The following is a 16,792-nucleotide window of genomic DNA, read 5'->3' on the forward strand; positions in this document are numbered from 1 at the left end:
TAGTCAATATTTACTATTAACAATAATTTAACGTTGCCACTATTATTAGCATAATGTATAAATAGGGTTTAAGTTCCAAATACCATCAATAATTATTAGCAAATTTTATATATATATGAAAAAATTAATTTACTATTTTGGTAGTAACGGTAGCGATGGAAACGCTAGTATGAAAGATATACTTGGTAATAAAGGAGCTGGGCTTGCTGAAATGTCTAACTTAAAATTACCTATACCTGACGGCTTTACTATCACTACTGAACTTTGTAACTATTTTTATACTCATGATAATAGCTTTCCTAAAAATTTTAGAAATGAACTAAGAACAGCTGTAGAAAAACTTGAAGCCACCACCGGCAAAGTTTTTGGAAGCACCAAAAATCCTTTATTATTATCGGTAAGATCAGGCTCTATTGTTTCAATGCCTGGTATGATGGACACCATACTTAACCTTGGAATGAACGATGAAGTTTGTGCAGCTCTTGGAGAAGTATGCAAGGACAAAAGATTTGCCTTTGATAGCTATAAAAGATTTCTAGAAATGTATGGAGCAACTGTTTTATCCATACCAAGTGATTTATTTGAACAAATTTATGAAAGACATAAGATTCAAGCCGATATTTATAGAGATAGCGATGTTACGCCAGAATTATTAGAAAAAATCATTGAAGACTTTAAAAAATTACATGTAAAATATGCAGAAAAGTTAATAATCGATCCTTACGAACAGTTAGAATCGGCAATTAAAGCGGTACTTAATTCTTGGATGAGTAACAGAGCAGTTATATATAGAAAAATCAACAATATTTCCGAAAGCTTTGGCACTGCTATCAATATACAATCTATGGTTTTTGGTAATTTAAGCAAAACTTCAGCAACAGGAGTTATTTTTACTAGATCACCCTCTACAGGTGAAAAAAAGCTTTTTGGTGAATTTTTGATAAATGCTCAAGGGGAAGATATAGTATCAGGCACTAGAACACCTTTGCCTATTATTTCTGATGACTCAAATTCCATGAAAGCAACAATGCCGAAAGTTTTTGATGAATTATCAAAAATTTCTGAAACTTTAGAGAAGCATTATCTAGATATGCAAGATATAGAGTTTACTATAGAAAACAGCAAGCTTTATATATTACAAACTCGTACAGCTAAAAGAACTGCCATTGCTGCTATAAAAATTGCTGTACAAATGGTGGAAGAAAAGCTGATCTCTAAAGAACAAGCTTTAATGCGAATCGATCCTGAGTCGTTAAACCAATTATTGCATACTCGTATAGATTATAGCAAAGGTCTTACATCTATTGCAGATGGATTACCTGCCTCCCCAGGTGCCGCAACTGGTATTATCGTATTTTCACCTTATGATGCTGAAAAACTATCACATCACCATAAAGTGATTTTAGTAAGGCACGATACTAGTCCTGAAGACATTAACGGCATGCATGTTTCCTCAGGTATTTTAACAATACGAGGTGGTATGACTTCACATGCTGCGGTTGTAGCAAGAGGTATGGGCAAGCCATGCGTTTGTGGAACTAATAATTTAGTAATAGATGAGAAAAAACAAACATTAACAGCTGGCGATCTGGTACTTAAACAAGGCGACATTATCACAATTGACGGCGGTACAGGTAAAGTTTTTTTAGGAGCAGTGCCATTAATTCAACCTACTTTTAGTGAAGAATCAAAACTAATTTTAGAATGGGCAGATGAGACAAGTGAACTAAAAATTCGCACCAATGCCGAAACAGTAAGTGATGCTTTAGTATCAGTAAAATTTGGTGCTAAAGGCATTGGTTTATGTCGTAGTGAACATATGTTCTTTGATAAAAACAAAATTCCTCTAGTACGGGAAATGATTATTGCCCCTGATATAGATAGAAGAAAGCTTGCTGTGCAGAAATTACTACCTCTTCAAACACAGGATTTTAAAGCTTTATTTAGAGTGATGGGCGATAAACCGGTAAATATTAGATTACTTGATCCACCATTGCATGAGTTTTTACCTACAACTGAGGAAGATAAGAAAAATCTAGCAAGTAGTTTAAATTTGCCATTATCGATGATTAATCAACGTCTGCACGCTATGCATGAGGTAAACCCTATGCTTGGTCATCGTGGTTGTAGACTTGGTATCTGCTCACCAGAAATTTATCAGATGCAAGTGGAAGCAATCTTTACAGCTATTTTTGAGCTCCATAAAGAAGAAAATATTGAGTGTAAATTAGAATTAATGATTCCTTTAATTAGTAATGTTAATGAAATCAAGAAGCTTAAAGGTGATATTTATGAAATGATTCATGAGCTAGAAGAGCGTTATGAGCATAAATTTTCTTTTAGTTTAGGTACTATGATTGAGTTACCAAGAGCAGCACTTAACAGTAAAAAGATAGCTGAAGAAGTTGATTATTTTAGCTTCGGTACTAATGATTTAACCCAAACTACATATGGAATTTCCAGAGATGATATAGCCTCTTTCTTACCTTATTACTTAGAAGAAAGAATCTTCGAGTCCGATCCATTTACTACGCTAGATGAAGAAGGAGTAGGAGAATTAATTGAGATTGCTATAAAACAAGGAAAAAGCAGCAACCCTAGCTTAAAGCTGGGTGCTTGTGGCGAGCATGCTGGACACCCTGCTTCTATAGAATTTTTTCACAGAATGAATTTAGATTATGTTTCCTGCTCCCCTTATCGTATTCCAATCGCACGAATCGCCGCCGCACAAGCTAAAATTAAACATGGATAGTCTTTTTGTCATTGCGAGGAGATGCGAAGCAGAGGGCGGAGGCAATCTCACCAAATATCCTGAGATTGCACACGTACAAAACTTACAGTTTCTCCTCACAATGACGAAAAACTGGATTACTATATCTAATGTATTTCCATCCAATTATTACCAGCTCTAATTTCGGTAATAATTGGTACATCCATATTGGTAGAATTCTCCATAATTTGTTTGATAATCGGCATTATCGTTTCTACTTCATCTATTGGTGCTTCAAATAATAGCTCATCGTGAATTTGCAACACTAATCTAGTTTTAAGTTTACGCTTCTCTATTTCTCTATCAAGTAGGGTCATCGCTATTTTGATTATATCGGCATTAGTCCCTTGAATTGGGGCATTAATAGCGGCACGCTCGGCAAATTGCTTGAGTCTTTTATCATTAATTAGCGGCACAAAACATTTACGTCCGAAGAAATCAGTAACATATCCATTTGCTTGAGCAAAGCTTTTAGTCGCTTCCATATATTCCTGCACGCCTTTATATTCAGCAAAATATTTTTTGATATATTCAGCAGCTTCACTATTACTAACATTTAGCTGCTTTGCAAGCCCAAACGCACTTATCCCGTAAATAATACCAAAATTTATAGCTTTTGCTTTACGTCTATGTTCGCTAGTTAACTCCTCTTTTTGTAAATTGAAGATCTGACAAGCAGTTTGAGTATGTATATCATCTTTATTAATAAATGCTTGTTTTAAAGCCTTTATATCTGCGATATGGCTTAATATTCTAAGTTCTATTTGCGAGTAATCCGCTGATATTAATTTATAGCCTTGCTCTGCAATAAAAGCTTGCCTGATTTTATTCCCCTCCCCCGACCTAATAGGTACATTTTGCAAATTAGGCTCTTGTGAGCTAAGCCGTCCTGTAGTAGTGGAAGTTTGCAAAAAAGTGGTATGAATCCGGCGGGTTATATTATCTATTTGCTTTGGCAGACTATCAGTATAAGTATTTTTTAGCTTGGTAAGCTGACGCCATCTTAGCAATAAATCAGCGATAGGATAACCTTGCTCGCTAAGCTTTTCGAGTATATCAGCCCCTGTTGAATAGGAATTTGCTTTAGCAGAAGTTTTACCGAATGGTAATTGCATCTTTTCAAATAAAATTTCACCTAATTGTTTTGGTGAACCAATATTAAACTTCGTACCACTTAAAGCAAAAATTTCTTCCTCAAGCTTTAATATTTCTGTTCCAAATTCACTAGATAATTGATTCAAATAATTTGCATCCACCTTTATGCCGGCTTTTTCCATTTTATCTATCACAAAACAAACAGGTAAATCGATTTCTTTATAAATTCTAAAAGCCTTGTTATCTTTTTTAAGCTCTAAAATAGTTTGCTGATAAAGATCGGTAAAATTAGCTACTATTTTTGCTGCCTCTTCTATTTCTAACGCTTCAAATAAATTCTTTTGCGGCAGACCTGCGGATAGTGCATAATTCATTAGCTCTAAATCTTCAATTGCTTTAATTTGCTCTGCCCTACTAGCATAAAATTTCAGCAGAGATTTTAGTGAATAAGTGATTTTCTTTATTGACTGGTCAGTTAGTAAATTAAAAATAATATCTGTAAACCATTCATTATCAGCCTTAGAATTGTAAGAAAAAAGATCATTGGTCCCATTTGAGATTTTAATAATATAAGCTTGATTTTTTAGGGATAAAATAAATGCAATATTAGCTCCTTTATTCTGCAACAAATATATGCCAAATATCCCTGCTTTTTTAGCCTTTTCAGCGAAAGCTTCAAGCTCAGCTTTATTACTGATTTCTTTTATCTCTACGGCTTTTTCTTCTATTACTTCTTTATGTTCACTAATTTTAATGTCAAATAAATTCTCTGCTCTTTTATATAAAGATTTAAAGCCATATTCGTGTAGAAACTCTGTTAATTTATTATGATCAGGTGGCGACCATTCCAAAGCATCTAGCTTGAAATCCATGTCAACATTATAATCCAGCCCAATTAACTGCCATGAAATTAGAGCAGCTTCCTTTGAGTTTTGTAGCGTCTCACGTTGTTTTATGCTTGAAACTTGCTCTAGGGAATTAAAGATATTCTCAACTGTACCAAACCGGGTAATAAGGCTGCTTGCGGTTTTTGGTCCTATTGACGGCACACCAGGGATATTATCAGATTTATCACCGATTAAAGCCATCACCTCACGTAACTTATCAGAAGTAACGCCGAATTTTTCAACAACATTATCTTCTGTAATATATTTGGCTTTTAGCGGATCATATATTTTTACATTGTCATTCATTAACTGCAATAGATCTTTATCGGAAGATATGACCACTACTTCTTCTCCAATAGAAGCGGTTTTAGCTGCAAAAGTTGCTATAATATCATCAGCTTCAAAGCCATTTTTTTCTAAAATTGGGAAGTTTAAATTTCTTGCAACATCACGCACTAATGGCAATTGTGCGATCAAATCCTCAGGCGGTGGTGGACGATTAGCTTTATATTCAGGATAAATTTCATGACGGAAATTTTTACCGCCGCTGTCAAACACTACTGCTGCATGTTTCGGCTTAAAGTCGTTAAGTAGCTTTAGCAGCATTGAGGTGAAGCCATAAAGAGCTCCTACAGGCTCACCTTTTGGGGAAGTTAAAGGCTGTTGTGCATAATATGCTCTGAAAACAAATCCGTATCCGTCTATAAGCAGTAAAGTATTTTTCTTGGTCATTTTGTATGAGAATTAAAGATAAATGATAATATAATAATGAATTAAGCTCCTGATTTCAATTTAAGAATTTTACTCCTCTTTTTTTTAATCTCTGCTATATTCTATAAATGCCTTAGTGTCATCTAGTTGCTTGATTGGGTGGATCAGTCTTCTGTCATTGCGAGGAGAAACACAGTTTCGACGCGGCAATCTCATGAAGCCCTGTGCTATTTTACGAGATTGCCACGCTCCTTACAGTCGCTCGCAATGACGACTTTTGACCCGCACGGCGGGGTGGCAAGGGCGGAGTTAACCCAAATAAATTACTTTTTAGCAGAAATGCATTATGTTTAAATTACTAAACCCTCATTATTTTGATAAATTGTCAAAAATAGTAATTCCTATATTGGCAATATTGACTTTTCTAACATCGGCTATTGGTCTTTACTTAGGGCTAGTAGTTTCCCCGCCTGACTATCAACAAGGCGAATTCGTACGTATTATGTATGTTCATGTGCCTGCCTCTTGGATGGCACTCGCTATTTATGTCTTTATGGCAGCCTGTAGCTTCAGCTATTTAGTATGGAAAACTACTATGTCATATTTGCTTGCGGTAGCTGCTAGCTATATCGGGGCTACTTTCACCTTAATTAGCTTAGTAACAGGCAGCATATGGGGAAAGCCTATATGGGGAGTATGGTGGGTATGGGATGCTCGGCTTACTTCAATGTTAATATTATTCCTACTATATTTAAGTTACATTATAATAGTTAATAGTGCAGAAGATATAAGAAAAGCCCAGAACCCTGCTTCTATTATTGCCCTTATTGGGCTTATTAACATACCAATAATAAAATTTTCGGTAAATCTCTGGTATAGCCTGCACCAGCCAGCTAGTGTTTTAAGATTAGGCTCACCAACTATTCACTCATCAATGCTAAAACCTTTAATGATAATGTTTGTAAGTTTTATATTATATTTTTTGTTAATATTATTTTTAAGAACCTCTATATTAATCAACAAAATTAAAAACCGATAAAAAAATGACCTACGTTGTAACTGATGAATGCGTGAAATGTAAATATACTGATTGTGTTGAAGTATGTCCGGTAGATTGTTTTTATGAGGGTGAATTTATGTTAGTCATCAATCCGGATGAATGTATAGATTGCGGGGTATGCGTGCCTGACTGCCCAATAGATGCAATAAAACCTGAAACACCAGAATTGATTGAATGGGTAGAGCGAGCAAAACACTTTATAGAACATGAGAAATGGCAAGTCATTACTAAGAAAAAGCCCGCACTACCAGATGCTGATAAATTCAAAGATGAAAAAGATAAATTTAATAAATATATTGGTGTATAAAAGGACTAATTATCTATTTGTGTCTATTTTGTCACAAACTTATCTAAAGTTTTTGCTTTAATCTATTAAATTTATATATTAATGTAGCACTATTAATAATAGTATGTTATACCAGCCCTAAAGATAGCTTTTTATTAATTAATTCAAATTATTGAGGTACTAAAAATGAAAAAATTACTTTTAATAGCTGCTACAAGTGCAACAGTTTTATCTTCAGCCCTTTCATTCGCTGATTGCGGGAATGATATCTGGTATTTAAGAGTAGATGCTGGTGCGGCAATGTTCAATAAAGAAAAGGATAGCCAAACTGGTCTTAAATTAAAATCTAATACAGCTTTTACTGGTGATATTGGTGTTGGTAACTATATTGCAGAAAATTTCAGAGCTGACTTAACTTTAGGTACTACATTCAGTGGTAAATTAAAGAAGTCTGGCAATGTCAATGGAACTAATCGTTCATCAAGCCACAAGCCTAATATCACACGTTTACTTATTAATGGTTACGTAGATCTATCTAATTTTGAGATGTTTGATGTTTTTGCTGGTGCTGGTATCGGTGCTACAATGCTGAAAGAAAAAGTTTCATATTCTCAAAATATTAATAATGTTACTGTTTCTAATTCTTATTCAAGCAAAAACACAACTAACCTTGCTTACAAACTAACTTTAGGTGCTTCTTCACAAATTTCTGATGGAGTTAAAGCAGAGTTAGCTTATAGCTGGATAAGTGATGGTAAGGCAAAAGGCGGGACTGTAAAAAATCCAGCAGGACAAAATGTGCAAGTTAAAGGAACACGTTATCAAAGCCATAACCTAACTGCAGGTTTAAGATTTGATATATAATCAAATAATAAGCGATATTTAATAGTTTCAAGTAATTAAAATAACTTTTCTATTACTTGGAACTATTTTTCATTAGATTTAGGTAATAATCTTATCTAAAATTTAATTTTAATAACTAACAAATAATTTAAGGAATATTAATAATATGAAAAAATTACTTTTAATAACAGCTGCAAGTACAGCTATTTTATCTTCAGCTGCAATATTTGCTGCTACTGATCCTTGCGAAGGAGTTGTGATGAATGCCCCTATGACTGATTCAGCTATGAATTCATCAATGCCAGCATCAGCTATGGAAAATCTATGGTATCTAAAAGTAAATGCTGGTGCTGTGATTTTTGATAGCCAAAAAGATAAGCCTACAGGAATAAAAATGAAGTCTAACACTGGCTTTACTGGCGAAATCGGTGCAGGTTACTATATCATGGATAATCTAAGAACTGATTTTACAGTTGGTTTAGTAACAAGTAATCATTTAAAAAAATCAGCAAATGATAAAAAGGGTGATAGAGTTTCAGTAAAACACAGACCTAATATTGTAAGCTTCTTATTAAATGGTTATGTTGATGTAGTTGATTTAAATATGTTTAAAGTTTTTGCTGGTGCTGGTATTGGTGCTGCAATGGTGAAAGAAAAAATTTCATATGCATACGCTGATCCTGCTATCGCTGCTACTAAAAGTGGTAAAGTAAATGTTAAAAATAAAACAAATTTTGCTTATCAACTATCTTTAGGTACTTCATTTGAAGTTGCTCAAGGCGTAAAAGCTGAGCTAGTTTATAGCTGGAGAGATTACGGTAAAACAAAAACTAAAGCTGTTACTAAGAATGGTGAGTCAGCAAGATTTGGTGGAACACGCTATAGAGGTAGTAACTTAATGGCTGGTCTAAGATTTGATATGTAATTTTTTACATCTTTAAATCCCTAAATCCAAGAAAAGAGAGTCTTTAGTTTCCTAAAGGCTCTTTTTTTATACACTCACGTCATTGCGAGGAAAAACTGTAAGTTTTGACGAAGCAATCCAGTAAAATGCATAGCATTTTTATTATCTTTTCTAGATTGCCACGCTCATTCATTCGCTCGCAATGACGACTTAGTATCCAGGCAACAAAGCCTCCCGTGGCTTTTACATTAATTGTCATGCCGTGGCGGCATTGCCAGCGTGGATTGAAAAACGCCCTAAGGTAGTCATCCCGTGGCTTGTCCTATAGTACCGGACAGTTATTAAAAAAGCCCAGTCATTGCGAGGAAAAACTATAAGTTTTGACGAAGCAATCTCATCATTATTTCCTGAGATTGCAACAAAGCTTCGCTCCTCGCAATGACGATTTGGAAGACATTTAATATCCTTATAATAATAAAACTGTCCGGTACTATTGGCTTGACCACGGGATCCAGTTAAAAATACTAATAAAATTAGTATTTTTTATTATTTTCTGGATACCGAGTATATTGATATTTCTAGTTGTTTTTCTGGATCATCCATAAATAAATCATGAGATAACATTAAATATTACTGGATCTAGTTAGCAAGCCACGGGATGACAGGTGGGAGAATGATCCACGCTGGCAATGCCAGAAGTAGTAGAAAATATAAAGAGCTTGAGTATAATGTTTGCAAATATGAAAATATTTAATGTAATAAAAAAGAATTATAATATAGAATTTACAAGAATACTAAGTGATAATGGAGCGGAATTTACGTTCCCTAAGAACCATCCATTTGAGAGGATATTATTAGACGCACAGTTATACAAGATCATATAAACCTTAAACTAATGAAAAAATGGCAAGGTTTTGGCAAACAATAAAGGATGACTTATTTTAGTATTTAATTTATTATAATGAAATACGTAATCATCAATCTTTAGATGGACAAACTCCTTTTTGCTTTCTTAAATTCTTGTCAACGATTTACGTAACCTTTATGCAGGATGACATCGAGGATGTTTTTGGGTCTACGCAACAATACTATTTCGCAATAACGGATTGGAAGTTACAAAATTAAATTTATTAACATGTTTAAAATAAAACAAGAAATAATAAACAACACTGTACAAATAGTATTTAGATTGCTGTTTGCGTTATTATGTTTTTTTATAATATTATTTCCTGAATTTGCTTACAAAATTGGTATTAAGAGCAGAATTTTTCCTGCAATAGAAATCATATTTATTTATTATTTTATGACTTTATATTCCTTAAATATGCTCGGAATATTTTTGATAGGATTACTGCTTGATCAAATAAATTCTATGCCTATTGGGACAAATTCCTTAGTTTTTTTATCAGCCTATATAATTTTGAAATTATCTTCAAAATTTTTTGCGGTAAAAAATTATTTAGTAAATTTCATCGTATTTTGTGTTTACTGTTTATTTATCTTGAACTTTAAATATTTACTTGTAACAATGAAAAAGTTAGAAATAGATGGATATTTAGCAATTTTATTTCAATATTTAACAACTATATTTTCTTATAATTTAATTCGTCTTATATTTGACTCTCCTCTAAGTTATTTTAAAAAGCATGCTAAACAAAAAAATATTACATAATGAGCTAATCTCACGTCGTGCTTTTATAATTGGAGCAAGTAAACTTGGGCTTTTATCTTTACTTGGAATGCGGATGTTTTATCTGCAACTTATCAAAAGCGAGGAATATAAGACGTTATCAGATAAAAACCGTATTAATTTTGTTGTGCTACCGCCCAGCAGAGGTAGAATTTACGATTTGGAAAATAATATTCTAGCCACTAATAAGCCATGCTATCAGCTATTAATAGATCGAAGCGTTAATAATAATTATAAAGATGAGCTAGAAATAGTTAGTAAAGTTTTAAACTTATCCGAAGAAAAATATAATTATATCCAGCAAAAAATTAAGAAATCTAGCCGTCACGTGCCTTTGATGATACTCGATCAACTTGATTGGCAACAAGTATCTTTAATTGAAGAGCAGAAACATAAATTAACTAATATATTTATCGATATAGGATATTTAAGATCCTATCCTTTTTCAAATGTGACTTCTCACCTAATCGGTTATCTTGGGCAGATAAATGAACAAGAAAAACAAGGATTGAACGTATATAATTTAAGTGATTTTAATATAGGTAAATCTGGGATCGAAAAATATTATGATGATAAATTGCGAGGGGAGTTCGGTTATAAAAAAGTTGAAGTTAATGCTTATGGTAAACAAATAAGAGAGATTTCTGGCGTTTCTAGTAAATCAGGCAATGATATTCATTTAAATATCGATGTAAATCTTCAACAAAAAATACAAGAATACCTAAATCCACAAGGCTCTTCTGCAATAGTTATGGATACTGAAAACGGCAATGTATTAATTTGTACTTCCTCACCTGCGTTTGAATCAAATAATTTTAGCAAATTATCCGAGAGTTATTGGCAAAGTCTAACTAACGATCCTTATAAGCCTCTAATCAATAAAGTAGTGCAGAATTCTTATCCGCCTGGTTCTGTTTTTAAAATAATTACCATACTTGCAGCATTAGAAGCGGGCATTAAGCCAAACAAGACTTTTTTTTGCAGCGGTACTTCTGTACTTGGTACTAATAGCTTTAGATGCTGGAAACATACTGGTCACGGCACTCTTGATATGTCATCTGCCCTTAAGCATTCCTGTAATACTTACATGTATGAGATCTCTAGGATAGTAGGACCTGACAAAATTCTTGAGGTTGCTAGAAAATTTGGACTAGGCTCAAAAACCGGTATTGATTTAGCCCCTGAAAGTTCAGGCTTCGTACCATCAAAGGAATGGAAAAAGAAAAAACTAAAGCTTCCTTGGTCAATAGGTGATACTTTTAATTTAGCAATCGGACAAGGTTATTTAGGTGTTACCCCCATCCAGCTTGCAAGGTTTATTACAGCTATTGCAAGTACGGGTAAATTATATACACCAAGAATAGCGAAAAATGATCTAGAATATCATAATATTGATATTAACCCTGAAAATATTAAAATAGTGCAGGAAAGCTTGTATAATGCAGTGAATGTTGCGGGTGGTACTGCTTATTATAATAGGATACTCGGGGAAGATAGACAACTTGCCGGTAAAACAGGCACTTCTCAAGTGCAAGGAAAAGCAAATGCTAACGATGATCTTAGCCGTGATTCGATTGCTTGGGAGCGACGTAATCATGCTTTATTTATAGGCTTTGCTCCTTATCATAACCCTCGCTACTCCATTACTGTTTTTGTCGATCATGGAGGTGGCGGAAGTAAAGCTGCTGCTCCCATCGCCCACAAAATCATGTCTGACGTGCTGGATAAGTATACTTGCTGAATTTGAAAAATTGGCGTCGTTGTCTTTTGCTGATAATCCTCACGTATGTTAAATACGCTGCGGTTATCAGCTTCAAGACGCCTTGCTCTTTTCCAAATTGAGCTTCGTCTACCTAATATATTATGACTAAATATGCTTTAGAAATATTTTTAACAAACGAAAAATTTACTTTTAACGAGCTTATTACAAGAGCAGATAATTTTGTAAATAATAATTTCTTCAAACTAGCAAGAATAGCGGATAGTCTAGAGGGGAGTAATTTTGAGTTATTAGGTAAAACTAATAACCCAATCGAAGATAGTAGTGTTAAAATAGCTGGTAGCAACATTGATCATCATTAAAATCTGACATATACCCTTAATACCAAAAATTATATTGAGTTCTACTAATAATTTTATATGTATAGGAATTGACTACATTATATATAATATGCTAGTATGTCAGAGACATTAAAATTTATTAGGTAATTTATGGCTTCATTTGATATATCAGATCTAGAATCAAGATTAAGAAAATTACAAGATAGAGATAATATTCCATCATTGGAAGAATTAGAAGCAAGACTTGCTAAGTTGCAAGATAAGCCTTACGTGCCATCCAAAAAGCCTAGCAGTGAAGCAGAGAAGTTAATAGAGCAAATAGAATCTGAAATTAAATTAGAGAAGAAAAGTAAAGAGCTTAATGATAGACCTAATCAAGAATTGGGTGATAGGCTGAAAAGATTAAAAGAAGACAGACCTAAGAAGCCTGTAATAAATAAACCAAAAAATTTAACTTTTCGTCAGACTAAATCAATTATTGCTGATAGTTTAGATACGCAAGCTAAAATGGCTAGTAAAGCAGTTAAACAAATAAATGAAAAGGAAGCAAAAATACCTTTAATGGATTTTACTACTAAACTATACGATATGAGAGATATAATAGCAAATACACCTGATATATCTAAAGAACAAGAACCAAAATTATTAGACATTATTGCTAATACTTTAAGTAAAATTTATGATGGAATAAAGAAAATAACAACACCCGCTATTAATACTCTTAAAAAGATAGGTAATATTTTTACCGATTCTATCAAATCGCTTTCTAAAAAATCCTCTGATAAGCAAATGGCAGAATCTAAAGCACAATTGAAAGAATTATATAAATCATATGTTGATTTAAAGGGTGTTGATGAAAAGGTAAAAAAAGAATTTCTTAAAAATCATTATAGTCAAATTGATCAGTTACAAACTCCACAACAAATCTTCTTAGAAACTGCTAAAGTTACTAGATCAATAGCAGCTGCCGGAGCAAAAAAAGTACAACAGCATAGCCAAGCTATCAATAGACTTGGCAATTTGCAACCGTCTAACACCCCTAATAATAGAACAAAAACATCAAAGAACAGACAAAGGTAATCAAGCAATTTTATTGCAAAATTCTTGATTAATAATTAGTACCGTACAATTTAAAAAAACACATCATGGGTTATGCGGTTGAAGAGAGCTTGGCAATCCAGAAAAAATAATAAAAAATGCTATAAATTAGCATTTTTTAGCTGGAACTAGACCCCAAGCCACGGCGTGTTGTTGTTAATAGTACCGGACAGTTATTAAAAAAATGTTATATTTTATTCAGGGGTAGGTGACCTTATATGTCATTCTTAGCTAGAAGCGGGAATCCAGAAAAATAAACATAAAAGCAGCAAGTTTTTAAAATTAAAAGCTTAGGTATCTCGCTTTATACTGGATTCTCGCTTCCGCGGGAAAGCATTGTTGCGTAGATCGAAAAACATGATCGGTGTCATCTAGTTGCTTGGGAACTAGATCCAGAAAATAATAAGAAATACTAATTTTATTAGTATTTTTAACTAGCTCTAGTTCATAAATCACGGGATTACAAGGGAAAATGATCCACGCGGGCAAAGCCTTCACGGGAATGACCTCTAAGTCATCAATAAAGCCTCAGGCAGGAATGACTATTAAGATTAAACAGCCTCAGCTACTTTAGCTTTAGGCTTTTTAGCAATATGCATATGTCTTTCTTTGATTCTTGCCGATTTACCGCTTCTTTCTCTTAAATAGTAAAGTTTAGCACGACGAACTACACCATATTTTACTACATCAATAGCATGTACTACTGGTGAATAAGTCATGAAGCGTCTCTCAACACCTTCACCATGGCTAATTTTACGCACTAAAAACGAAGAGGTAATGCCACGATTTCTTTTAGCAATAACCACACCTTCATAAGCTTGGAATCTTTCAGTCAGCTTTTCTTTACCATCTTTCTCAACTGATCTATCAACTATTTTTACGGTAACTTTAACTGTATCACCAGCTTTAAAATCAGGAATTTTTTTATTTTCAATAAGCTTTGAAATGTTTTCCTGTTCAAAGCGATCAATAATATTCATTTGTTAACTCCTTTCCTTGTCTCTTAAATCTTTTAATAATTCCGGACGACGTAATTTTGTAATCATAAGCGACTGTTCTTTTTTCCATTCATTAATCAATTTATGATTACCGGATAATAAAACACTCGGTACTTTTCGGTTACGCCAAACTTCAGGTCTTGTATATAAGCCGCATTCAAGCCCTCCCTCAAATTCTCCATCTTTCTCAAAAGACTCAGAAGAAAGGGTATTCTGGTTCATTAAAACCCCAGGCAGTAGCCTAATTAAGCAATCAAGAATGGTGAGAGTGGGTATTTCCCCGCCGGATAAAATGTAGTCGCCTACACTAATTTCGGTTATATTATACTCTTCAATTACACGTTCGTCAATCCCTTCGTAACGTCCACACAAGAATATAATATTTGTATCCTGTAACATCTTTTTAGCAAAGCCTTGTGTAAAGACTTTACCGCGAGGTGAGGGGTAATAAATTTTAGCTCCTGGATTTAAAGATAAGGCATGATCTATGGCATCACCCAGCACATCAGGACGCATTATTAGCCCATCGCCGCCGCCATAAGCTTCATCATCAACATTTTTATGCTTGGTTAAACCGAAATCACGGATATTGATAACGTCATACGACCAAATATTTTTTTGCAGAGCTTGCCCAGCCAAAGAATGCCCTAAAGTACCAGGAAACATTTCAGGAAAAACAGTTAAGATAGTAGAGTGTAATATAGACATTGGTAATTAGTTTAGTCTATAGTGCTAACAAATGCAAATGAATTATGCTTTATCTTCCACGATAATCGTCTCTTCTCTGCTTTTGAGCAGCTGCTGTTTTTCCACTAACAAAATCCTTATGGGCTTGCTGATTTTTTGCATAAGCTTGATCGCTTTGATGCTTATTAAAATTATCTTTTTTGGTAGCTTGTGTATATCGATCTTTTATTTTATTTAAGCGTCTCATTGCATCTTTGTCTAGTTTAACACCAGCGTCTTTTGCCTTTGCTTCTATTTTTAATGCTTGTTCATAACCTTTTTTTGCTTTGTTCTTAAGTGCATTTGGTATTGTAGATTTTTGTTCTGAAGATGTGTATGTTTTACTACCTGTTGTTTTATTAAAAAATGGATTTACCTTTTCATTTTTAATATTTTTTATTATTTTTCCGGCTTTTTTTGCATCAAATTTTTCTACCATAACTTCCTCCAAAAATATAAGTTGAAATATACCTATAGTTGCATATCTTAGATTTTAAAGAAAGTTAATAGTTATGATATATTACAAAAAAGTTAAAAAATTTATATAATGTACTATAAAAATCTCATTACTTCTTCTGCGATGATCAATTCTTCATTTGTAGGTAAGGCGAAAACTTTAACCTTACTGTTTTCTGTACTTATTATATACTCGTTTTTTTGATTTTTTGCATCATCTATTTTAATACCGAGCCATAAAAGTTTATCGCTAATCATGTCACGTATTATAGCGGAATTCTGACCGACACCGGCAGTAAAGATTAAGCAATCAAGCCCCTCTAGAGCAGCCGCAAACTTAGCATCAGGATTATTACTTGCAAGCAAAGTACGCATATCGGAACTTTCGCCCGATATGCCGAGCAATCCAGATTTTTTATATAGTAAATCGGTTATTTCTGCGGTGGTCATTTTTTCATGATCCAAAAGATATAGCACAACTCCAGGATCAAGGCTACCTGTTCTAGTTCCCATCATCACTCCATCAAGTACGCTAAAACCCATAGAACTAGCTAGACTTATACCATTTTTGATTGCACATAAACTACTACCGCTTCCTAAATGAGCTATGATAGTTTTTTCAGGTAAATCTTTTTGGGTCATTTCTTTAAAATGGCTGCTAACATATTTATATGATAAGCCGTGGAAGCCATAACGAATAACCCCTTTATCATAATATTTTTTTGGTAAGCCGAAAGCTTTTGCGATTGGTGGGTTGGTAAAGTGAAATGATGTATCAAAACAAGCTATATGATGGACTGCTTTGTATTTTTGGAGGAATAAATCTAATACTTTTAAATTATATGGTTGATGCAAAGGGCTTAAAGGGATTAACGCTTTTAAATCTTCACTAATTTTATGATCAATAAGAACGGGTTTATTGAAATTTTTTCCTCCATGGACAATTCTATGACCGGTAGCAATCAAATGTAAATCTTTCTGATTTCTCCACCAACTTTCAAAAAGCTCAATCATCGCTGAAATAGCATCGCCATTAATTTCAGTAATAGATTCCTGCTTCTTATTTATATGAAATACTATTTTAGTATCATTTTTTTCTAAAAAAATATTATAAATTTTATCTTTTATTTTCGTATCTTTAGTTTCAAAAACGGAAATTTTTAGACTAGACGAACCGGCATTAGCTATTAAAATAACATCTTTCATG

The 16,792-nt window shown here is 33.5% G+C and carries 14 protein-coding genes; 9 read left to right on the top strand and 5 right to left on the bottom strand.

What is annotated here, in order from left to right:
- Nucleotides 1–115: 115 nt before the first annotated feature.
- Complete coding sequence (gene ppdK, locus AAGD49_RS06480; RefSeq protein ID WP_341788424.1) at nucleotides 116–2,752, top strand: pyruvate, phosphate dikinase; 2,637 nt, start codon at nucleotides 116–118, stop codon at nucleotides 2,750–2,752.
- A gap of 125 nt (nucleotides 2,753–2,877) precedes the next feature.
- On the opposite strand, the gene polA is transcribed toward ppdK, so the two are convergent.
- Entirely contained in the window at nucleotides 2,878–5,484 is a 2,607-nt protein-coding gene (polA, locus tag AAGD49_RS06485; protein ID WP_341788425.1) for a DNA polymerase I, read from the bottom strand.
- Nucleotides 5,485–5,809: 325 nt separating this feature from the next.
- On the opposite strand from polA, the gene AAGD49_RS06490 reads away from it, so the two are divergent.
- The 8 genes from AAGD49_RS06490 to AAGD49_RS06525 all read left to right on the top strand — a co-directional run bounded on the left by AAGD49_RS06490 (nucleotide 5,810) and on the right by AAGD49_RS06525 (nucleotide 13,387).
- The gene (locus AAGD49_RS06490; protein ID WP_341788426.1) at nucleotides 5,810–6,502 is read left to right on the top strand and encodes a heme ABC transporter permease; all 693 of its coding nucleotides are present in this window, start codon (nucleotides 5,810–5,812) and stop codon (nucleotides 6,500–6,502) included.
- A gap of 4 nt (nucleotides 6,503–6,506) precedes the next feature.
- Nucleotides 6,507–6,830, top strand: a complete 324-nt coding sequence (fdxA, locus tag AAGD49_RS06495; RefSeq protein WP_011477924.1) for a ferredoxin FdxA — start codon at nucleotides 6,507–6,509, stop codon at nucleotides 6,828–6,830.
- 165 nt (nucleotides 6,831–6,995) lie between these two features.
- Nucleotides 6,996–7,673, top strand: coding sequence for an outer membrane protein (locus AAGD49_RS06500; RefSeq protein WP_341788427.1), 678 nt, complete (start codon nucleotides 6,996–6,998; stop codon nucleotides 7,671–7,673).
- Nucleotides 7,674–7,818: 145 nt separating this feature from the next.
- A complete protein-coding gene (locus tag AAGD49_RS06505) occupies nucleotides 7,819–8,577 on the top strand; it encodes an outer membrane protein (RefSeq protein ID WP_341788428.1) in 759 nt (252 codons plus the stop codon).
- A gap of 1,114 nt (nucleotides 8,578–9,691) precedes the next feature.
- Nucleotides 9,692–10,228, top strand: coding sequence for a hypothetical protein (locus AAGD49_RS06510; protein WP_341788429.1), 537 nt, complete (start codon nucleotides 9,692–9,694; stop codon nucleotides 10,226–10,228).
- Nucleotides 10,203–11,987 carry a penicillin-binding protein 2 gene (gene mrdA / locus AAGD49_RS06515; RefSeq protein WP_341788430.1) on the top strand — a complete coding sequence of 595 codons (1,785 nt, stop codon included), beginning with the start codon at nucleotides 10,203–10,205 and terminating at the stop codon, nucleotides 11,985–11,987. Before AAGD49_RS06510 ends, mrdA begins: the two co-directional genes overlap by 26 nt.
- A 122-nt stretch (nucleotides 11,988–12,109) precedes the next feature.
- Entirely contained in the window at nucleotides 12,110–12,328 is a 219-nt protein-coding gene (locus tag AAGD49_RS06520; protein WP_341788431.1) for a hypothetical protein, read from the top strand.
- Nucleotides 12,329–12,457: 129 nt separating this feature from the next.
- On the top strand, nucleotides 12,458–13,387 hold the full coding sequence (locus tag AAGD49_RS06525; RefSeq protein WP_341788432.1) for a hypothetical protein: 930 nt from the start codon (nucleotides 12,458–12,460) through the stop codon (nucleotides 13,385–13,387).
- 569 nt (nucleotides 13,388–13,956) lie between these two features.
- Here AAGD49_RS06525 and rplS read toward each other — a convergent pair.
- From rplS to AAGD49_RS06545, 4 genes are all read right to left on the bottom strand, one after another.
- Entirely contained in the window at nucleotides 13,957–14,385 is a 429-nt protein-coding gene (gene rplS / locus AAGD49_RS06530) for a 50S ribosomal protein L19 (protein WP_011477875.1), read from the bottom strand.
- 3 nt (nucleotides 14,386–14,388) lie between these two features.
- Nucleotides 14,389–15,111 (bottom strand): tRNA (guanosine(37)-N1)-methyltransferase TrmD, encoded by a 723-nt coding sequence (gene trmD / locus AAGD49_RS06535; RefSeq protein ID WP_341788433.1) that lies wholly within the window; start codon nucleotides 15,109–15,111, stop codon nucleotides 14,389–14,391.
- A gap of 49 nt (nucleotides 15,112–15,160) precedes the next feature.
- Nucleotides 15,161–15,568: a hypothetical protein gene (locus AAGD49_RS06540; protein WP_341788434.1), complete on the bottom strand. Its 408-nt coding sequence runs from the start codon at nucleotides 15,566–15,568 to the stop codon at nucleotides 15,161–15,163.
- Nucleotides 15,569–15,681: 113 nt separating this feature from the next.
- Nucleotides 15,682–16,791, bottom strand: coding sequence for an acetate/propionate family kinase (locus AAGD49_RS06545; RefSeq protein WP_341788435.1), 1,110 nt, complete (start codon nucleotides 16,789–16,791; stop codon nucleotides 15,682–15,684).
- Nucleotide 16,792: the final 1 nt, after the last annotated feature.

Origin of the sequence: Rickettsia endosymbiont of Lasioglossum villosulum, assembly GCF_964026455.1 — a bacterium.
Classification (GTDB): domain Bacteria; phylum Pseudomonadota; class Alphaproteobacteria; order Rickettsiales; family Rickettsiaceae; genus Rickettsia.